This window comes from Achromobacter sp., assembly GCF_049647645.1.
Taxonomy (GTDB): domain Bacteria; phylum Pseudomonadota; class Gammaproteobacteria; order Burkholderiales; family Burkholderiaceae_B; genus Achromobacter.
On record NZ_JBARYB010000249.1, the window covers coordinates 1 to 19,407 of the forward strand.

Sequence of the window (19,407 nt, forward strand, 5' to 3'; positions counted from 1 at the left end):
GCCGATACCTGGCGCGGCACGCCCGCCGCCGGCGGCCAGGCGCAGGCAAGCGCCTTCGTTGCCCGCACCCCCTCCGAGGGTCTGGCCATGCCAGCGGGCGGCATCCTCGTCGCCGCGTCCACCGACCCGGCCTGGACGCCGCTATTCCTGCAGGCAGGCGCCCTGGTCATGGAGGCAGGCGGCTACCTGTCGCATGGCGCCATCGTGGCGCGCGAATTCGGCATTCCGGCAGTCGTCAATGTGCAGGGAATCATGCGGCAGATCGCCACGGGCGACGTCCTGGAGGTGGATGCGTCCCGCGGCACGGTGCGGCGGCTAGCTCGCGCTGGCAGCGTTGGCGCTCGCGGCGAGGACATGCCGCGCACCGACTCCTAGCATCCCGTGCCGCGGGACCTGGCCGTTAGCGCGCCGCGGACAGATCGAACTGGAATACCGCGCCCGACCCGGCGCGGTCCACCAACCGGATCTCGCTGTGATGCAACTGCAGGATGCGCTGCACGATCACCAGCCCCAGGCCACCGCCATCGCCCGGACCGCGATTCAAGGCGCTGGCCCGCGTGAACAGGCCGGCGCGCAAGGCTTGCGGAATGCCTTCGCCGGTATCGCTGACCTGCACCTGCACCAGGTTCTGCGCGCTGCCCAGCCGCAATTCGATGAGCCCGCCCGGCGGGCTGTGGCGGATGGCGTTGTCCAGCAGGTTGGTCAGCACGCGCTCGATCAGGCCCAGGTCCGCCCGCACCGGCGGCAGCTCCTGCGGAATGTCAGTGGTCAGGCGCTGCTGGCGGGCCTCGGCCGCCAGTTCGAACTTCTGCATCACGTCCTGCACCAGTTCCGGCAGCGAAAAGGTTTCGGGTTCCAGCCGCACCAGCCCGGACTCCAGCCGCGCCAGTTCGAAGAGTTCCTGCGCCAGGCGGCCGACCTTGCGGCTCTGCGCCAGCGCAATGTCCAGGTAGCGGCGGCGTTCGTCCGGATCCAACGTCTGGTCCTTCAGCCTCAGGGTTTCCAGATAGCCATGCAGCGAAGTCAGCGGCGTGCGCAAATCGTGCGAGATGTTGGCCACCAGATCGCGCCGCTGCTGGTCCTGGCGCGTCAATTCGCGCCACTGGTCCGAAATGCGCTTGCCCATCTGCACGAAGCTGCGGCGCAGCACCGCGATCTCGTCGCCGTTGCGGTCCGAGGCGTCGCCCGGACGCTCCAGCGCGGCCAGGGCCTGCCCGTCGTCGCCGTCGAAGGCGCGCACGGCCCGCGTCAGCCCGCGCAGCGGGCGCGTGATCAGCGCGAAGGCCGCCAGGCCCGCCACCAGCCCCAACAACGCTACCAGCGCGATGGACCATAAAGTCGTGCGCAACACGGAGCTGCGCGACACCGCCATCGCCAGGGCGTCGTGCGCCTGGCCTTGTAGCACCACGTAAACGTAGCCCTTTTCCTGTCCGCCCACGCGCACCGGCGCGGCGCTGAACACCTTGCGCGCGTCCAGGCTGCGCGGATCGTCGCCCGTGATGGGCAGCATGTCGCCGGCCAGCAGGCGCTTGACCGGTCCCAGGTCGACGCGGTCGCGCTTGATCTGGCCGGCCGGGGCCGCATCGCCCACGATGCGTCCGTCGTTTGACAGCAGATAGACCTCCACTGCCGGGTTCACCGCCATCAGCATGTCGAACAGCGAACGCACCGCGCCAGGCTTCCAGCCGTTGGTGTCCATCAATTCGTTGGCGCCCGCGATGTGCTGCGCCAGGCCGCTGGACAGGCGCTGCACCACCTCCTGCTCGTAGCGGGAATTGGCTGCGATCTGCAGCCAGGCCGAGGCGCCGCAGCAGGCCAGCAGCAACAGCGCGAACACGGCGGACAGCCGTTGGGTGAGCGTGAACCGCTTCATGATGCGCCTCCCGCGCCGGCCGGCCCCGCGGCGAATTTATAGCCTTTGCCCCAGACCGTCAGGATGCGTTGCGGATCGGACGGGTCCGCCTCGATCTTGGTGCGCAGCCGGTTGATGTGGGTGTTGACCGTGTGTTCATAGCCTTCGTGCTGGTAGCCCCACACCTGGTTCAGCAGGTCCATGCGCGAGAAAACCTTGTCCGGATGCCGCGCGAAGAAATGCAGCAGGTCGAATTCGCGCGGCGTCAGGTCCAGCCGGCGGCCGTCGACCTCGGCCGTGCGCGCCACCGGATCGATGGATACGCCATGCAGGGCCAGGCTGCCCGCATCGATGCGGGCATTGCGCTCCAGCGCCTCGCTGCGGCGCAGCAGTGCCCGCACCCGCGCCACCAGTTCCAGCATCGAGAACGGCTTGGCCAGGTAGTCGTCCGCGCCCAGCTCCAGACCCAGGATGCGATGCACCTCGCTGGAGCGCGCGCTGGTGATGATGATGGGGGTGTAGCGCGCCATGGCGCGCGCCCGCTTGCAGATTTCCAGGCCGTCTATGCCGGGCAGCATCAGGTCCAGCACCAGGGCGTCCCAGCTGCCTTCCTCCAGCCGCCGCATGCCTTCATGGCCGTCGGCGGCATGCTCGACCGCATAACCTTCGTCCCGCAGATGCAGGCGCAGCAATTCGGCAATGTGGGCGTCGTCTTCGACGATGAGTACGCGTCGGGGCGTGTCCATGGGCGGGTAACTCTAAAGGGGCTATGCGCCTATTGTCGCCAATCCGCGCCCCGGAGTTATCACAATTAATTTAAGTTTGCGTGAGGACTTCGGTATCGGCCCCGGAGAAGAATGGCTCCAACGACAACAAGCCCTCCTGGAGCCCCGCCATGCTGGCCACTCCCGCAAGCCACGACGCGCCGCCCATGCCGCCGGAAAACGCCCCCATCCATCCGGGCTGGCTGCGCATCATGCACTGGCTCAACGCCCTGGCCGTGGTCATCATGGTCACCAGCGGCTGGCGCATCTACAACGCCTCGCCCCTGTTCGACTTCGTGTTTCCCCGCGAGATCACGCTGGGCGGCTGGCTGGGCGGCGCCCTGCAATGGCACTTCGCCGGCATGTGGCTGCTGTTCTTCAACGGCGTCCTGTACCTGGCGCTGAACCTCGCCACCGGCCGCCTGTGGCGCAAGTTCTTCCCGCTGAGCGCCCGTGGCCTGGCGGCCGACCTGGGCGCGGCGCTGCGCGGCAAGCTCGCCCATGCCGACCCGCGCCGCTACAACCAGGTGCAGCGCCTGGCCTATCTGTTCGTGATGGCCGATATCGCCGTGCTGGTGCTGTCCGGGCTGGTGCTGTGGAAGTCGGTGCAATTCGATCTGCTGCGCGAGCTGATGGGCGGGTATGAGACCGCGCGCCGCGTGCATTTCGTCGCCATGGCCTTGTTGACGGCTTTCGTGGCGGTCCATCTGGTGATGGTGGCATTGGTGCCGCGCAGCCTGATCGCCATGATCCGCGGCAAATAAGGAGCCCTCCGTGAACAAGCACAAGCGCCCCTCCCTGCCCGGCCTGGACGGCCCGGCCATCCTCAAGGAAGCCGGGAAAATCCTGGAGAAACGGATCGAACAGCCCTCGCGCCGCGCCTTCCTGCGCAGCAGCCTGACCCTGGGCGGGCTGGCCATGCTGTCGGGTTGCTCGCTGTCGGACGACGAAAGCGTGGAAAAGGCGCTGACGGCGGTTTCGCGCTTCAACGACCGGGTGCAAGGCTGGATCTTCGACCCCAACAAGCTGGCGCCGACCTATGCCGAATCGATGATCACGCGGCCCTTTCCGTTCAACGCCTACTACGGCATCGACGAGGTGCGGCACGTGGACGAGGAATCGTTCCGGCTGGAAGTCAGCGGCCTGGTCGCCGACAAGCGCCGCTGGCGGCTGGAGGAACTGCGCGCCATGGCGCAGATCGACCAGGTGACGCGGCACATCTGCGTGGAAGGCTGGAGCGCCATCGGCAAATGGGGCGGCGTGCCGTTTTCCGCCTTCCTCAAGCGCGTGGGCGCGGACTTGAGCGCCAAGTACGTGGGCTTCAAGTGCGCCGACGACTACTACACCAGCATAGACATGCCCACGGCGCTGCATCCCCAGACCATCCTGGCGCTGACCTACGACGGCCAGACGCTGCCACCAGAGTACGGCTTCCCCATGAAGCTGCGCATGCCCACCAAGCTTGGCTACAAGAACCCCAAGCACATACAGGCAATTTTCGTCACCAACACCTACCCGGGCGGTTACTGGGAGGACCAGGGCTACAACTGGTTCGGCGGCAGCTAGGTGGAATCTTTCACTGTCCATAAAGGAACGCATCATGAAGAAAATCGCTACCACCGCCGCGCTGTCCCTGTGCCTGGCCTTCGGTGCCGCGGCCGTCCACGCCGCCGACAACATGAGCAAGGACGCCACGGGCGGCGGCTCGATGGCCAAGGATTCGATGTCCAAGGACGGCATGTCGAAAGGCGGCATGTCCAAGGATTCCATGTCCAAGGACGGCATGTCGAAAGATGGCATGTCCAAGGATTCCATGTCCAAGGACGGCATGTCGAAAGACGGCATGTCCAAGGATTCCATGTCCAAGGACGGCATGTCGAAAGACGGCATGTCCAAGGATTCGATGTCCAAGGACGGCATGTCGAAAGGCGGTATGTCCAAGGACGGCATGAGCAAATAGCACCCACCCGAGCAGCCCTGATCCGGAGCATGTCATGAGACTAGACCGCAGGCATTTCCTGGGCCTGGGCGGCGCGGCGGCCATAGCCGCCGGCCTGGCCCCGGTCCTGGCCGCGCGCGGCGGCCCGGCCGCCGCCGCCCAGACCTTTCCCTACACGCTGAGCGACGCGCAATGGCGTGAACGGCTATCGCGCGAGCAATATGACGTTCTGCGCCGCGAAGCGACCGAGCGTCCCTACTCCAGCCCGCTGGACAAGGAGCATCGCAAAGGCGCCTACGCCTGCGCCGGTTGTGCCCATCCGCTGTTCTCCTCGGCCACCAAATTCGACAGCGGCACCGGCTGGCCCAGCTTCTGGCAACCGCTGGACGGCGCCGTCGGCGAGACCAAGGACCGCAGTTTCGGCATGACGCGCGTCGCCGTGCATTGCGCCAACTGCGGCGGCCACCTGGGCCACGTCTTCGATGACGGCCCGCGCCCAACGGGACTACGCTATTGCATGAATGGCGTGGCCCTGGCGTTCACCCCCCAGGCCTGAGTATCCGGCCACCACCTTCCGGCCTTCCGCCATCAGGAGACACCATGTCCGCCACCCGCCTGCCCCACAAACTCTGCGCCGCGCTGGCCGCTGCCTGCGGCCTGCTGGGAGCCGCCGCGGCCAGCGCCGCCGAACAGGCCTTCATCATTCCGCCCCCGGCCCTGGACCAGCCCGCGGCCGCCGCGCCGCAGAAAGCCGTCATCGCCGGCGGCTGCTTCTGGGGCGTGCAGGCCGTATTCCAGCACGTCAAGGGCGTGACCTCGGCCGTCTCCGGCTACGCCGGCGGCCAAGCTTCCACCGCCGACTACGACACCGTCAGCGGCGGGCGCAGCGGCCACGCCGAAGCGGTCGAGATCACCTACGATCCCGCCCAGGTCAGCTACGGCCAATTGCTGCAGATTTATTTCTCGGTGGCCCACGACCCGACCCAGCTCAACCGCCAGGGTCCGGACAGCGGCACTCAGTACCGGTCCGCGGTCTTCCCCGCCGACGACAGCCAGCGCAAGGTGGCCGAAGCCTATATCGCGCAGTTGAACAAGGCCGGCGCCTATCCCAAGGCGCTGGCCACGACGATAGAACCGCTGAAGGCCTTCTATCCCGCCGAGGACTACCACCAGGACTATCTCGTGCGCCATCCGTACAGCATGTACATCATGGTGAACGACGTGCCCAAGGTCGAGAACCTGGCCAAGACCTTTCCGCAGCGGTATCGGGATAAGCCGGTGTTGGTGATGAAAACGGAGAAGTGAGTCCGTGGCGCCGAAGCAAGCACGCGACGCAGCGCGCGGGCCGTTCGATCCTGCTCAGGCCGCTGGCTGGCATGAGGCCCAGAAGGCATCGAACAGCATGCTCTGGTGCTGGGCGTGTTCTTCGCTTTCGATGATGAGGCCGTAGTTTTCGCGCTTGGATGAGATCATTGCGACGCAATTGCCGTAGATCAGCGTGGTCATTGCCACGCTGGCCTCGGCCGGCGCCCATCGCAACTCGCGCAGTTCGGATTGGCTGGCGGGCCAGATGTCGTCGGTATCGCGGCTGCGCGAACGGATCACGCGCATGCTGATGCCCTTGGCGATGCGCGCGTCGCGGTAGCGATTGATTTCTTCCAGGCCCGGAACTTCACGCAGTTCGGACATCGAGAAAGTGGCCCGCAGGGAAACCGATGCGTTCAGGCTGTCCCACAGCACGGTGCGGATGCCCTCGGCGCCTTCGTAAAAACGCGTCTTGGGCTTGCCTTTGGCCTGGTTATACATGGACCGGAGTTCAGGCATCATTTCCGTGACCATGACGCGCCTGGCCGCCACGTATTCGAGCAGTACGGAGGGGTCATGCGCCACCACGTGGCGCTTGCGGTCGGCGCCTTCGATCCTCAGCAAGCCTTCCTCTTCCAGTCTCAGCACCGCGTCGTAGGTCGTGGTGCGCGGCAGGCCGGCGCTCGCCGCCAGTTCGGATACCGGTACTTCGCCCAACTCGATGGCGGCCCTGTACACCCGGTAGAGATTGCCGCTAATACCCAGCCGCCCGAGCTTCTCTTCCAGATCCATCCCTGACGCGTCTCCTTTTGGTGGGCCGACGGGTACGCGGCCCGTTGGCGGTATGTCTGAAGCGGCTAGACAGTATCAAACGGCGCAGCCGGTGTCCATGAATTTTAATGTCGGATTTGTCCGACATAATTTCCTTTTGATGGTTGTATCCGTAAGGGCTCGGGGAATCTATTTCAACAAATATCCATTAAAACAATAGCTTATATTTGATATAGGGTTAACCCGTCGCGCGATTCAATTGACGGTCAAAACCGTTATAAATACACTTCCCACTCGCCAGGCAGGACCGCGTCGAGGAGCAGCACCCGCAACGCGCAGGTCGCGCGCCTGCAGACGAAACTTGTGCATACGAACGAGGGGAAGCAATGAAATTGATAGACAAGAGCTTGTTTTCGGCTGTTCTGGGCGCTGCTTTCGCGTTATGGCAACCCGCCCAGGCGGCTGAGCCCATACGCATCGGCGTGTCGACCTATCTGTCCGGCGCCGGCGCCGTTTTCGGCGTGCCCGCCCAGCAGGCCGCCCGTTTACAGGTGGAAAAGATCAATAGCGCCGGCGGCATTAAGGGCGCGCCCATCGAGCTGGTCTTCATCGACGAGAACCACGGCGTGGACAACGTCGTCGTGGAGTACCGCAGCCTGGTCGAGTCGGGCAAGGTGGATGCGATGATCATCGGGCTGTCGAGTTCGATCTGCCTGGCGGTCGCGCCGGTCGCCGAGCAACTGAAAATGCCGACCATGCTGTGGGACTGCGGCACCGAGCGCATCTACACCGATGCCAAGTACGAGTACGTGTACCGGACGTCTGACTACACCCCGTCGAACAACGTTGCGACGGCGCTGTACATGCTCAAGCTGATGCCCGAAGTCAAGACCATCGCCGGCATCAACCAGGATTACGCGTTCGGCCGCGACAACTGGGCCGCGTTCCGGGGCGCGGTCCAAGCCCTGCGTCCGGACGTGAAGATCGTTGCCGAAATGTTCCCCAAACTCGGGACGTCGGACTACTCAACCGAGATTTCCCGCCTGTCAGCCCTGCGTCCGGACGTCATCTTCACGACGCTGTGGGGTGGCGACATGAACACTTTCGTCAAGCAGGCTTCGTCACGCGCGCTGTTCCGCAATTCCCGCCTGGTGGCAGCCAACGGCGAAAGTTCCATGCAGCAGTTGGGCAAGGCCTTTCCGGAAGGGGCGATCGTGGGCATGCGCGGCGATAGCTGGGCATTCAATCCCGCCATGGCCGGCAACGCCGAGCACCAGGCCTTCGTGACGGATATCGAGAAGAGCACGGGCGCCTATCCGAGTTTCCCCTCGTACCACATGGCGCAGGCCGTGCGCGCCGTCCAGCAGTCGCTCGAGGCCTCATGGGACGGCGATCGCAAATCGCTGCAAGCCGCGCTGCTCAAGGGTTGGAAGGGGCTGGAGCTCAATGATTTCACGGGCCAGCTGAAAATCCGGGAAGACAACCAGGCAATGGAAGGCCAGCTGCTGGGCATCGCCACGGAGAAAAGCGGGCAGAACTTCAAGACGCTCAAGCAGCTGCTTGTGATCCCTCCCGAACTGACCTCTCCGCCCGTGGGCGTGAAGAGCGACGACTGGTTCAAGACGCTCTCGCCGGAAGTCATGCAGCGGGTCGGCACCCCTTCGGAATAAGCGGCGCCATCATGCAACAAACGCTTCTACTGGCCACGCTGGACGGGTTGGCGCAGGCCTCGGTGCTGTTCATGGTGGCCGTGGGCCTGAGCCTGATCTTCGGCATCATGCGCATCCTGAATGTCGCCCACGGCAGCTTCTACGCGCTCGGCGCCTATGGCGCCGTGACGCTGGGGCTCTGGCTGGCGGGCCCCGATGGGGGCATCTGGACCTATCCGGCCCTGCTGCTGGCGGCAGTCGCCATCGGCGTGGCCTTGGGTCCGCTCATCGAGCGCTTTCTTCTGCGCCGCATCTATGGCAAGGAGCACGCGCTCCAGCTCCTGCTGACCTTCGGGGTCTTCATGATCCTGGAGGACGTGCAGAAGATGATGTTCGGGGTGGAGCCGCTGTTCAATGACGCGCCGCTTGCCATGCTGGGGATGGTCGAGGTGGGCGGCATCTACTACACCGCCTACCAGCTGTTCGTCTTGCCGCTGTCGGCGATCGCCGTGATGCTCGCCCTGACCTTCTATTTCAACAAGACGCGGCAAGGAAAACTGATCGCGACGGTCATCGAGGACTACGAGGTGGCGCGCTTGCTGGGCATCAACGCCAAGCGGGTCTACACGATCACTTTCATGCTGGGCACTGCCCTGGCCGCCCTGGGCGGGGCGCTGGCCTCGCCCACGACCTCGCTGGTGCCGGGAATAGGCGCCGATTCCATCGTGATTTCCTTTGCGATCGTGGCCACCGCCGGACTCGGCCATTTCCAGGGCACGGCGGTGACTGCCGTGATTGTCGGGCTGGCGCAGGCGTTGTGCGTGCATCTGCTGCCCGCTTTGTCCTCCGTTGTGCCGTACCTGGTCATGACCGCCATTCTGCTGGTCAAGCCTTACGGCCTTTTCGGCAAGCCCCAAGTCCGTCGGATCTGAAGATGAAAACCTATTTGAAAACGACGGCGCTCGCCTGCCTGCCGTTGCTCCTGCTCGCGGCCTTGCCGCTGATAGCGCCGTCGCTGCGGCCGCTGGCGACCATGGCCATGGCGATATCGTTCTGCGCGCTGGGGTTGTTGTTGCTGCTGCGCGCCGGCCAGGTCTCTTTTGGCCACGCGCTGTATTTCGCCTGCGGCGCCTATGCAACCGCCTTCGGCTCGCGCCACTTGAGCGCCGACGCGCTGGCCGTCATCGTCATGGCGGTGCTGTCGAGCGCGGCGCTGGGCGCCATCCTGGGCCTGATCCTGTCGCGCTATCGCGACATCTTCTACGCCATGCTGAATCTGGCCTTTTCCATGGTGGGATTTACGCTGGTGCTCAAGCTGTATGGCCTGACCGGAGGGAGCGATGGCCTGCCCGTGCGGATACGGTCCCTGGCTGGCGTGCCTCTGGAGGTCGAGGTTTTCGGCTGGGCCTTGTTCTACACCGCCCTGGTCATGCTGGCCGTCGCGCTTTTCGCCGTGACGCGCTACCTGGATTCGCCCCCCGGCCAGGCGCTGGCGGCTCTCAAGACCAACGAGACGCGCCTGGAATACCTGGGCATCTCGGGACGCCAGGTGCTCTACGTCGGGCACGTCCTTTCCGCCGCGCTCGCCGGCCTGGGCGGCGCCATCGCGGCGATGGGCACGGGCCACGTCACGCCGGAAATGGCCTACTGGAGCCGTTCGGCCGAGTTCGTGTTCATCGCGGTGCTGGGAGGCATAGGCAATGTGCTCGGCGCCTTGCTGGGCGCCGTGTCCTTTGAGGCGCTGCGCAGTACCGCGAGCGCGTATGCGGCCAATTCGTGGCAGCTGATCATGGGCGCGGTGCTGGTGGCGATCGTATTGTTCGCGCCGACCGGATTGTTCGGCCTGGGCCTGCGCCTGCTTGGCCGCAAGGAGGCCCGGCAATGAAAGGTCAGGTCATCATCAGCTCCAAGGATCTGCATGTCGAGTTCGGCGGCGTCAAGGCCGCCAATGGCGTGAACCTGCATATCTACCGCGGACAGATCGCGTCCATCATCGGGCCCAATGGCTCGGGCAAGACCACTTTCCTGAATCTGTGCACCGGTTACGTGCGGCCCACGCAGGGCAGCGTGCTATTCGGCGACAAGGACCTTACCCGGCTGAAGCCCCGCGCTATCACGCGCCTGGGAATCGCCCGCACCTTCCAGCTGCCGCAGCTGTTTTCCGAGCAGTCCGTGCTCGAAAACCTGCTGCTGGCGCTGGCGGCCCGCGACGGTTTCTGGACGCTGTCCTCCCTGCATCGCCAGGCGGCTCGCGCCGAGGCTGAAGAACTGCTGGCCATTTTCGGCCTGCTCGGCCAGGCCGGGCGGCAGATCGGCTCCTTACCCGAAGGCGTGCGCAAGCTGGTGGACATCGCCGTGGCGTTGGCCTTGTCACCCAGCCTGCTGTTGATGGACGAGCCCACCAGCGGGGTCAGCTCCCAGGAGAAGTTCGAGATCATGGACATGTTGATGCCGGTCTTGCGGCAGCGCGGTATCGCCGCACTGCTGGTCGAACACGATATGGAATTGGTCGAGCGCTATATGGATCGCGTCATCGTCTGGAATGCCGGCCAGGTCGCCGCCGATGGCCCGCCCGCCGAGATCCTCCAGAACGAAGAGGTCTTGCGCAATGTGATCGGAGGCGCCCAATGATGTTGCAGGCAAGCAAGCTGGTCGCGTACATCGAAGGCGCGAAGGTGCTGCGCGACGTCGATCTCGATATACGCGCCGGAGAGACCGTGGCCCTGATCGGTCGCAACGGAGCTGGCAAGACTTCACTCTTGCGCGGCATCATGGGTACGCTGCCGCTGGCCCAGGGCAGGCTTCTATTCCAAGGGCAGAGCCTGACAGCGCGGGAGGCCCATGCGCGCGCCGGCCTGGGGATCGGATTTGCGCCCGAAGAGCGCCGCCTGATCGGCAAGTTCACCGTCATCGAGAACATGATGGTGCCAGCCTGGGCCTGCAAGCTCAGCGCGGTCCAGGTACGAGAACGGCTGGATCTGATCTATTCCGTGGCGCCGGAGCTCGCGCAGCTCAATCATCGCCTGGGGGGCCTGCTTTCGGGCGGGCAACAGAAGATGGTGGCGCTGGGCCGCGCGCTGATGGCCGGCGAAAACCTGGTGCTGTTGGACGAACCCTTCCAGGGCCTGGCCCCTGCGCTGGCCCTGCGCTATGCCGACAGCCTGAAGACCCTGCGCGCGCGCAAGCCCGACCTTGCCGTTCTCATCACCGAATCCAACCCCAAGCTGCTGCAGCCGATGGCCGACCGCGTCGTCACCATTGAACGTGGCGAAATCATCTCTGAGGAGTCCTCGCAATGACATTCAAGGCGGCAGTCGTACAGACCGCATCGATCCCGTTCAACAAGCAGGCCACGGTGGAGAAAGTGGTCGCCAAGATCCGTGAGGCGGCCGAACTGGGCGCCAAGCTGATCGTGTTTCCGGAGGCCACCATCTCCGGCTATCCCAAGGGCAGCGATTTTGGCGCGCGCGTGGGAGGCCGGCTGCCGCGGGGACGGGAAGAGTTTCTGCGCTACTTCAATGGCGCGATTACGGTGCCGGGCCCCGAGGTGGACGAGATCGCCGCGGCCGCCCGCGAGGCCCAGGCCTATGTCGTGGTCGGGGTCATGGAGCAGGAGATCGGCACGCTCTATTGCACCGCGCTGCACTTCTCGCCCAGCGGCGAAATGATCGGCAAGCACCGCAAGCTGATGCCGACCGCCGTGGAGCGGCTGATCTGGGGTTACGGCGATGGCTCTACCCTGCCCGTGTTCAACACGCCCCACGGAAAGATGGGCACCGTGATCTGCTGGGAAAACTACATGCCGCTGCTGCGCATGGCGATGTATGGCAAAGGCATCCAGCTCTATTGCGCCCCGACGGCGGACGACCGCGACGAGTGGATCACCAGCATGCGGCACATCGCCATGGAGGGGCGCTGTTTTGTCTTTTCAGCCTGCCAATACATCACCCGGGGCGATTACCCCGAGGACTACGATGCCATCCAGGGCAATTCGGCCGACACCGTCCTGATGCGAGGCGGCAGCGCCATCATCAGTCCCGCCGGGCAGTTGCTGGCCGGCCCGGACTACGAGGGCGAATGCATCCTCACGGCCGATATCGATCTGGATGACGTCACGCGCGGCAAGTATGACTTCGATGTAGTCGGGCACTACGCCCGTCCGGACATCTTCAAGCTCGTCGTCGATGAAACGCCGAAGCCTCCCGTGGTGACCATCGGTCAGGCCTGAGCGAGGGCCGGCCGGCAACGCGACCACGTCGGCCGCCGCCGGGGATACCGCCCTGCTCAATGCCGCGATCGGCTGCGGCGCGACGCTGGGCGGTATCATGCTCGCCAAGACCGGCGTTGCCGGCAAACGAGTCCTGGAGAAGTACAGCAGTGAACGACACCCGCATATCCGATGTTGAAGCCCCCGAAGACCGCAAGGAACAGCAAGCCACGCTGTGGCGCGATGACGGCTGGACCGCCCGCATCATCAAGAACGAAGAGGACGACGGCTGGGCCGTGGAGATGACCATGGATGGAGAGGCCGAGCCTGCCCTGGTCGGTCCCTGGACCATGGGCCGCGACAAGAAGAACCCCAAGCCGCTCGACTCGCCCGCCTTCATCACCCTGGTCAAAACCGCCCGGGAAGTCCTGCGCCGCCACGAACAGCAATTGCATGCGACGCTACACAAGAGCGTGAAGATCGACGCCGCCGCCGGCCGGCTGACCATCAAGCTGGATATCGTTCCGGATGAAGACGAGCCGTATGCCGTGCTGAGCGCCTACGATGAATCCGGCGAACAACTGGCCCGGACCCAGGTCGCGCCGACGTACAAACTGAGCGTGCAGCGCGCAGCGGAATGGGCCAGCGGCGGTTTCGGCAAGCACGGCTGACACGCCGCCCGTCAAAATCCGCCTGATTCCCGACCTGGCGCCTCAATACCTGTAATTCACGCCCAGCATGGCGCTGAACGGCGCGCCGTAGTAGTTGCTGTATACGTTCGTGCTTGCGTAGTACTTCTTGTCGAGCACGTTGTTCAGGTTCAAGGTCGCCGACCACTGCCGGCTGAACTGATAGCGCGCCATCAAGTCCACCAGTGCATAGCCGCTTTGCGACGACTCGAACGGCTTTCCACCGGGGCCTCGGCTGGAATACTCGCTTCCGCTTTCCCAGCGCAAGCCGCCGCCCACCGTCAGGGCGCTCAAGTCGCCAGGCAGGCGATAGGTGGTGTACAGCTTAGCGATGTGGCGCGGCAGGCCGACTTGCGTGATGAACCCTTGCGGCAGGCGGCGGTCCACGTACGCATAGGACAATTGCATCTGCCAGCCCGGCGTCAGTTCGCCGCTGATCTCGGCTTCCACGCCGCGCATCACCGCGCCGTCGGCGGCGACGTAGGCGTTGTCGCCATTCGGCGCCAGGCGGTCGCCATCCAGCATGGCGTAGTTGTCCTGGCGGGTACGGAACAGGGCCAGCGCCGCGTTCAAGCGGCCGTCCAGCATGGCCGACTTCAGGCCGATTTCGTAAGTATTGCCTTTGATGGGCGCCAGCACGCTGCCCGACGCGCTCTGCGCCTGCTGCGGCTGGAAGATGCTGGTGTAGCTGGCATAGGCGGACACCGTGCTGGTCAGGTCGTAGACCACGCCGGCATAGGGGGTGTAGACGCCCTGCTCCCGCATATTGTCCGGGTAGGACGTACCATCGTTGTAGTTGTACGAGGCCTGCTGGTCCCACCAGCTCACGCGCGATCCCAGCACCACGGACAAGGCATCGGTGGGGCGCAGACGCAAGGCGCCGTAGATCGACGCCTGCTTCTCGGTGTAGTAGCGCCTGCCGGTGGACTGCCAGTCGGGCTCGGGCATGTCGCCATTCCAGTCGCGAATGTCTGGAATCTTCGCGTCATAGCCCGGCGCCGTCCAAAGCGGATACGTGTCGTAGTCGCCCCTCGTGCGCGAAGCGCTCGCGCCCACGACCAGGTCATGTTGGCGGCCAAAGGCGTCGAATGCGCCGCTCAGGCTTGCGTCGACCGCGTTCTGCGTCTTGGGGATGGGCCATTTGGCGACCCACACCGAGGCGCCGCGGCCCGTGGTCGGGTCTGCCCAGCCGTTGCTGCTGAACCAGCCATAGGTGCGGTCATTGTCGTCTCCGGTGCGCGATACGGTCACCGACCCTTTCCACAGCGGCGCGAACTCATGGTCCAGCGTGGCGAACACGTTGTAGCGCGTGCGCTCCTGGCGGCTCCAGTTGGTCGCCGAATTGAAGCGCTGGGGGAAATCCGTTTTCGAACCATCCGCGTAGGCGGCAGGAAAGCCAAAGTACGAGCATGCCGTGCACTTCTTGCGCTGATACTCCGCACCCACGGTGAGCAGCGTGCGTTCGGCCAGATCGGCTTCGATCACCCCATACAGCAACTGCGAATCCTGCTTGACGCGATCGATGAATGAACCGCCCTCCTGCCACGCGCCGACCAGCCGGCCCCGAAGCTTGCCGGCTTCGTCCAGCGGGCTGCCCAGATCGAATTCCGCGCGCCGGTAGTCCCAGGAACCGACGGCCGCACCCACGCCGGCCTCGAACTCGCGGGTCGGACGCTTGCGCACCAGATTGATAGACGCCGCGGGGTTGCCGGCGCCGTTCAACAGGCCGGTCGAACCGCGCACCACTTCGATCCGGTCATACAGCGCGGTATCCAGCCCCAGCGCATTGAAATCCTTGTGCACGGGCACGCCGTCCACCTGCATGTTGGTGACTTCCATGCCGCGCGCGTACAAACCTTTTTCGTTGTCGTCGGCCGACCCTTTCTTCTTGAAAGTCAGGCCCGGCGTGTTGGCGATGGCGTCCTCCAGCGTGTTGAGTCCCTGGTCCGACAAGCGTTCGCGCGTCATCACCGATACCGATTGCGGCGTCTCGCGCAGCGTCATCGGCAGCTTGGTGGCGGTGGTGGACAGGCCCACGGTGTACGAGCCTGAGCCTTCGCTGGGCGCGGGTTCGCGCGAGCCCAGCACCTCGACGGGCGCGAGCGTCTGCGCGCTGACAAGGCGCAGTCCATAGTTATTGCCGCCCTGGCTGACAGCCTCCAGCCCGGTACCCGACAACATGGCTGTCAGCCCCGAGGCAATGCTGTACTGCCCCCGCAGGCCCGCGCTTTGCCTGCCTTGCGTCAATTGGGAATCGAAAGACAGCACCACGCCCGCCTGGGCGGCAAATCGGCCAAGCGCCAAGCCCAAGGGGCCGGCCGGCACATCGTAGGAACGGGCCGCAACGGCCGGCGGCGCGGCCTGCGCCATTGCAGGCGGGGTCGACGCCAACGCCACCAATGCAGCTAAGACGGCGCACGCAATCGGCGCCGAGGAACCTGGATGGCGATGGAAGGAGGTAGCGAAAGGCATATGCTCAGGTTTTCCGTGTATCAAATCCGACGTAATCCCTGCTAAGTCGGATGAGCACGGAAAAAGGACAATGCCACGTGAAAATAAATCAGCCGCGGGCGACGACCCGGGTGTAGTAGCGCGTAAACCGCGAGATACGCACGGGCAGCGCGCGTTCCACCGCGGCCAGCGCGCGGTCGGTGTCGTCGATCGGATAGGCGCCCGATACGCGTAGCGCCGCCACCGCCTCGTCACAGCTCAGGCGGCCAGGACGGTAGCGGTCCAGCTGCGCAACGAGGTCGCCCAGCCGCACACCGTCCACGATCAGCAAGCCGCGAGTCCAGGCGTCGGGTTCGCCGGTGACGGCGCCTTCATGACGGGCTGCCGATATTTCCAGCACGCCCTGTTCGCCTGCGTTCAACACCAACGGCTCCCCTGCTCCAGCGGGTTGCAGTTCCACCGCATGCCGCAGCACCGCGACCCGCGTGTACGCGTCCTGCCGGTTGACGATAAAGCGCGTCCCCAGCGGGCGCACCGTGCCGTGCCGCGTCGTCACCCGCAAGGGCGGCAACTCCGGACCGGCGTGTTCGGTGTCGATCAGGATCTCGCCCGCATGGACGGTGATGTGCCGGCCGCGCGCATCCATCGTCACGTCTACCGCGCTGGCGCTGTCCAGCCACAGCAACGTGCCGTCCGCCAGCAACAGTTCGCGCCGTTCGCCCGTGCCCATGCGGTAGTCGGCCAGATAACTCGCCGCCATCCGCTCGACCGGCAGGGTGCGCCAGGCCAACAAGCCACCGGCGCCGAACAGCGCCGCCGCCCCCAGGCCGGACCGCAGCGCGGTACGCCGGCGTGCAAAGTGAAGGTCTGCCCGGCTGAGCGCATCTGCAGCAAGCCGCGCGGGCGCCGCATTCAAGGTCCCGCGCAGGCGTTCCACCTGGCTCCAGATGCGGGCATGTTCGGGATCGGCCGCCAGCCAGCGGCCATGGGCCGTCACATCGGCCGCGCTGACGTCATCGGCGCACAGCCGCGCATACCATTGCGCCGCCGCGGCGATAGTCTTGTCCGCCATCGCGCGCCTATTGCCGTTCCAGGGCGTAGACCAGGCAATGCTCGGTCGCGCGCGCCATGTACTTCTTCACCGAACTGACCGTCACGCCCAGCTTGGCCGCGATGTCGGCGTAGCTTGCGCCTTCAAGTTGGGACATGAGGAAGGCGCGCCGCACCTTCTCGCCCAGGCCGTGCAGCATGGCGTCGATCTCGCGGATCGTTTCCAGCAGGATGGCTTGAGATTCGGGCGAGATCGCATGGGCCTCGGGCTGCTGAGCCAAGGTCTCCAGCCAGGCGCGCTCCAGCACCTGGCGGCGGATATGGTCCACCAGCGTGCGTTGCGCCACCGTGGCGAGGAAACTGCGAGGCTGCCTTACGCCCTGCAACTGCGCCATGGATGCAGGCGAGGCCAGCAAGCGCAGAAACGTGTCCTGAGTCAGGTCGGCGGCTTCGGCGGGCACGCTCAAGCGTCGCATCAGCCAACCGCGCAGCCAACCGTGATGCTCGCGGTACAGCAAGCCAAGCTCGCGGTGCTCCAAGGATTGCAGGGACGACATGGCCGTAGCGCGACCGCTTCATGAACTTTTAAGAATGGGAATTGTAATCATTATTGATGGCGAAGCGCAATTTCGCGCGAAATTCATCAGAAAACCATGGGGCTTTTCGCATAGGCGTCCGCACCGGCAAAAAAAAGGCAGACCTGCGGTCTGCCTTCCTCTGGTCCAGGCATCTGCTGCGGCCGGACAACGGCGCGCAGCAGCGGCCACCTCAATGCCCCGTCGAATCCCCTTCCCGGCTGGCTTCGAACAGGAACCAAGTGCGCCGCTCGGTCTCGTCGATCCAGTTCTCGATCAAGCTGGAGCTGGCAATGTCGCGATGCTCGTCGGTGATGTTGTGCGCTTCGCGCAGCGCCGCGGCCAGGACCTTGTTGTCTTCGCGCAGCTCGGCGAGCATGTCCAGCGGCTGCACGTAATCCGCATCGTTGTCCGAGATGCGCTGCGAGCGCGCGATATGCCCGATGGACCGCAGCGTGGTGCCGCCGATCTTGCGGATGCGTTCCGCGATGGGATCCGTCATCGCGAACAACTGGTCGCCCTGCTCGTCCAGCAGCAGGTGGTAGTCGCGGAAATGGGGCCCGCTGACATGCCAGTGGAAGTTCTTGGTCTTGAGATACAGCGCGAACACGTCGGCCAGTATCTGGTTCAGCGCGGCGGAAATATCCCTGGTGGCCGCTGCCGCCAGGTCGGTCGGCGTCGCCAGCGGGCGCTTGCGCCGCTCTTTCAGGGTTTTGGTGGTCTTCTCATCCAGTTTCTTGGCCATGGGTCGCAACTCCTAGGAATGATGGTGAAAACGCACGCGCGGCGCAGCTCATGCACGCCACGACTCCGCTAGCGTAGTTCCGCCCGTGCATTTTTGCCAATGTCCTGGATCAAGGCGCCGCCGCTTCTTTGAGTCTGCCCTGCGTCAGGGTTCCGCCCCTTCTGAAATCCGGTCCGGCTAGGAGTATGCTACGCCGCGTCAATTCAGCCGGATCCATTCATCGCTATGCGCGGCAATCCCGACGCCAGGCAAGGCGCCATCGCCCTGCACGGGTTTTACTTCCTGTATTACGGCCTGCAGGGGGTCAGCATTCCGTTTCTGCCCCTGTGGTTTGCCAGCCGCGGCCTGGATCCCGCCGTCATCGGCCTGATCGTCGCCACGTCCTTCCTACCCAAGATCCTGTCCACCCCGGTCGTCGCGCACGTGGCCGACCAGACCGGGCGCGCGCACGCCCTGATCGCCGCGGCGCTGGCGGCCTCGCTGGTGCTGTTCGTCTGCTACCCGTTCGGCAGCACGCCCGCCTGGCTGCTGGCCATCACCCTGCTGCTCAACGCCGTCTTCCCGGCGGTGCTGCCGCTGATGGACCGCATGGCCATCGCCAGCGGCCGGGGCCAGGGCAATTCCTACACCGTCATGCGCGCCTGCGGTTCGCTGGGCTTCGCCGTGGTCACCGTGGCCGGCGGCTACCTGATCAAGACCTTCGACGCCGACTGGGTCATGTGGCTGTCGATCGTGCTCATCGTCGCCTGCCTGGCCTGCGTACGGCTGCTGCCCCGGGCGGCGCGCCCGTCCCCCGAGGAAACGCCAGCGGCGCCTGTGCGCCTGCCCATGCTCGAGGTCCTGCGCGACCGCCCCCTGCTGATGTGCATCGCGGCGGCCTCGCTGGTCCAGGCCAGCAACGGCTTCCTCTATTCCTATTCCACGCTGTACTGGACCGCCAGCGGGCTATCGACCGCAATGATTTCGATGCTGTGGGTGGTGGGCGTGGCCAGCGAGGTCCTGTTCTTCTTCCTGGCGCCCCGCATCCTGGCCCGCACGGGCGCGCAATGGCTGATCCTGGCGTCCGCCGTCATGACCGCCATCCGCTGGGCCGGGTTGTCCGCCACCACCGACCCCGCCCTGATCGCCGGACTGCACCTACTGCAGTGCTTCACCCTGGCCGGCAACAACGCCGCCATCATGTGGTACATCACGCGCCACGTGCCCGCGGCGATCAAGACGTCGGCCATTGCGCTCTATGCACTGTTGTCGGGCGGGGTCTTCATGTTCGCCAGCATTCAGCTGGGCGGCGCGCTGTACCGCAGCTATGCGCCGGGGGGATTCCTGGTGATGTCGTTGTGCGCCATTGGGGCGGTGCCGCTGGTGATATATGCGGAGAAGCTGCGCCGAAAGGCCGCCTAGCGCTCGGGC

Annotated in this window: 21 protein-coding genes; 14 read left to right on the forward strand and 7 right to left on the reverse strand. The window is 65.1% G+C overall.

Features of this window, described 5'->3' with window-relative positions:
- On the forward strand, window positions 1-375 hold a 375-nt coding region (locus tag WBB14_RS28485), incomplete at its 5' end, for a PEP-utilizing enzyme (protein WP_424242724.1).
- 25 nt (window positions 376-400) lie between these two features.
- Here WBB14_RS28485 and WBB14_RS28490 read toward each other — a convergent pair.
- Entirely contained in the window at window positions 401-1,873 is a 1,473-nt protein-coding gene (locus WBB14_RS28490) for a sensor histidine kinase (RefSeq protein ID WP_424242725.1), read from the reverse strand.
- Window positions 1,870-2,598 carry a response regulator transcription factor gene (locus tag WBB14_RS28495; RefSeq protein ID WP_332013708.1) on the reverse strand — a complete coding sequence of 243 codons (729 nt, stop codon included), beginning with the start codon at window positions 2,596-2,598 and terminating at the stop codon, window positions 1,870-1,872. Before WBB14_RS28495 ends, WBB14_RS28490 begins: the two co-directional genes overlap by 4 nt.
- A gap of 149 nt (window positions 2,599-2,747) precedes the next feature.
- On the opposite strand from WBB14_RS28495, the gene WBB14_RS28500 reads away from it, so the two are divergent.
- From WBB14_RS28500 to msrA, 5 genes are read left to right on the forward strand one after another with little or no spacing between them, the layout of a single operon-like run.
- The gene (locus WBB14_RS28500) at window positions 2,748-3,380 is read left to right on the forward strand and encodes a cytochrome b/b6 domain-containing protein (RefSeq protein ID WP_424242726.1); all 633 of its coding nucleotides are present in this window, start codon (window positions 2,748-2,750) and stop codon (window positions 3,378-3,380) included.
- Window positions 3,381-3,390: 10 nt separating this feature from the next.
- Window positions 3,391-4,182 (forward strand): molybdopterin-dependent oxidoreductase, encoded by a 792-nt coding sequence (locus tag WBB14_RS28505; RefSeq protein ID WP_424242727.1) that lies wholly within the window; start codon window positions 3,391-3,393, stop codon window positions 4,180-4,182.
- A gap of 34 nt (window positions 4,183-4,216) precedes the next feature.
- Window positions 4,217-4,576, forward strand: a complete 360-nt coding sequence (locus WBB14_RS28510) for a pentapeptide MXKDX repeat protein (protein ID WP_424242728.1) — start codon at window positions 4,217-4,219, stop codon at window positions 4,574-4,576.
- A 34-nt stretch (window positions 4,577-4,610) separates the two neighbouring features.
- Entirely contained in the window at window positions 4,611-5,111 is a 501-nt protein-coding gene (msrB, locus tag WBB14_RS28515) for a peptide-methionine (R)-S-oxide reductase MsrB (RefSeq protein ID WP_424242729.1), read from the forward strand.
- A gap of 44 nt (window positions 5,112-5,155) precedes the next feature.
- Complete coding sequence (msrA, locus tag WBB14_RS28520; RefSeq protein ID WP_424242730.1) at window positions 5,156-5,860, forward strand: peptide-methionine (S)-S-oxide reductase MsrA; 705 nt, start codon at window positions 5,156-5,158, stop codon at window positions 5,858-5,860.
- Window positions 5,861-5,914: 54 nt separating this feature from the next.
- Here the strand turns inward: msrA and WBB14_RS28525 are convergent, their stop codons facing one another.
- Window positions 5,915-6,652 carry a TrmB family transcriptional regulator gene (locus tag WBB14_RS28525; protein ID WP_424242731.1) on the reverse strand — a complete coding sequence of 246 codons (738 nt, stop codon included), beginning with the start codon at window positions 6,650-6,652 and terminating at the stop codon, window positions 5,915-5,917.
- A 365-nt stretch (window positions 6,653-7,017) separates the two neighbouring features.
- Here WBB14_RS28525 and WBB14_RS28530 point away from each other — a divergent pair, with 365 nt between their 5' ends.
- The 7 genes from WBB14_RS28530 (at window position 7,018) to WBB14_RS28560 (ending at window position 13,158) form a co-directional block, all read left to right on the forward strand.
- Window positions 7,018-8,301, forward strand: a complete 1,284-nt coding sequence (locus tag WBB14_RS28530; protein WP_424242732.1) for an ABC transporter substrate-binding protein — start codon at window positions 7,018-7,020, stop codon at window positions 8,299-8,301.
- 11 nt (window positions 8,302-8,312) lie between these two features.
- Window positions 8,313-9,212 carry a branched-chain amino acid ABC transporter permease gene (locus tag WBB14_RS28535; protein WP_424242733.1) on the forward strand — a complete coding sequence of 300 codons (900 nt, stop codon included), beginning with the start codon at window positions 8,313-8,315 and terminating at the stop codon, window positions 9,210-9,212.
- A gap of 2 nt (window positions 9,213-9,214) precedes the next feature.
- On the forward strand, window positions 9,215-10,165 hold the full coding sequence (locus WBB14_RS28540; RefSeq protein ID WP_424242734.1) for a branched-chain amino acid ABC transporter permease: 951 nt from the start codon (window positions 9,215-9,217) through the stop codon (window positions 10,163-10,165).
- Window positions 10,162-10,911 carry an ABC transporter ATP-binding protein gene (locus tag WBB14_RS28545; RefSeq protein WP_424242735.1) on the forward strand — a complete coding sequence of 250 codons (750 nt, stop codon included), beginning with the start codon at window positions 10,162-10,164 and terminating at the stop codon, window positions 10,909-10,911. Before WBB14_RS28540 ends, WBB14_RS28545 begins: the two co-directional genes overlap by 4 nt.
- Window positions 10,908-11,579 carry an ABC transporter ATP-binding protein gene (locus tag WBB14_RS28550; protein WP_424242736.1) on the forward strand — a complete coding sequence of 224 codons (672 nt, stop codon included), beginning with the start codon at window positions 10,908-10,910 and terminating at the stop codon, window positions 11,577-11,579. Before WBB14_RS28545 ends, WBB14_RS28550 begins: the two co-directional genes overlap by 4 nt.
- Window positions 11,576-12,508 (forward strand): carbon-nitrogen hydrolase family protein, encoded by a 933-nt coding sequence (locus tag WBB14_RS28555; protein ID WP_424242737.1) that lies wholly within the window; start codon window positions 11,576-11,578, stop codon window positions 12,506-12,508. Before WBB14_RS28550 ends, WBB14_RS28555 begins: the two co-directional genes overlap by 4 nt.
- 149 nt (window positions 12,509-12,657) lie before the next feature.
- On the forward strand, window positions 12,658-13,158 hold the full coding sequence (locus tag WBB14_RS28560; RefSeq protein WP_424242738.1) for a hypothetical protein: 501 nt from the start codon (window positions 12,658-12,660) through the stop codon (window positions 13,156-13,158).
- Window positions 13,159-13,200: 42 nt separating this feature from the next.
- Here WBB14_RS28560 and WBB14_RS28565 read toward each other — a convergent pair whose 3' ends face one another.
- From WBB14_RS28565 to WBB14_RS28580, 4 genes are all read right to left on the reverse strand, one after another.
- Complete coding sequence (locus WBB14_RS28565; RefSeq protein WP_424242739.1) at window positions 13,201-15,546, reverse strand: TonB-dependent siderophore receptor; 2,346 nt, start codon at window positions 15,544-15,546, stop codon at window positions 13,201-13,203.
- 190 nt (window positions 15,547-15,736) lie between these two features.
- Window positions 15,737-16,699 carry a FecR domain-containing protein gene (locus WBB14_RS28570; RefSeq protein ID WP_424242740.1) on the reverse strand — a complete coding sequence of 321 codons (963 nt, stop codon included), beginning with the start codon at window positions 16,697-16,699 and terminating at the stop codon, window positions 15,737-15,739.
- A gap of 7 nt (window positions 16,700-16,706) precedes the next feature.
- On the reverse strand, window positions 16,707-17,234 hold the full coding sequence (locus WBB14_RS28575) for a sigma-70 family RNA polymerase sigma factor (RefSeq protein WP_424242741.1): 528 nt from the start codon (window positions 17,232-17,234) through the stop codon (window positions 16,707-16,709).
- A 211-nt stretch (window positions 17,235-17,445) separates the two neighbouring features.
- Complete coding sequence (locus WBB14_RS28580; RefSeq protein WP_332016052.1) at window positions 17,446-17,997, reverse strand: DNA starvation/stationary phase protection protein; 552 nt, start codon at window positions 17,995-17,997, stop codon at window positions 17,446-17,448.
- 225 nt (window positions 17,998-18,222) lie between these two features.
- Between WBB14_RS28580 and WBB14_RS28585 the strand changes: the two genes are divergently transcribed.
- Complete coding sequence (locus tag WBB14_RS28585) at window positions 18,223-19,398, forward strand: MFS transporter (RefSeq protein WP_424242742.1); 1,176 nt, start codon at window positions 18,223-18,225, stop codon at window positions 19,396-19,398.
- Window positions 19,399-19,407 lie beyond the last annotated feature (9 nt).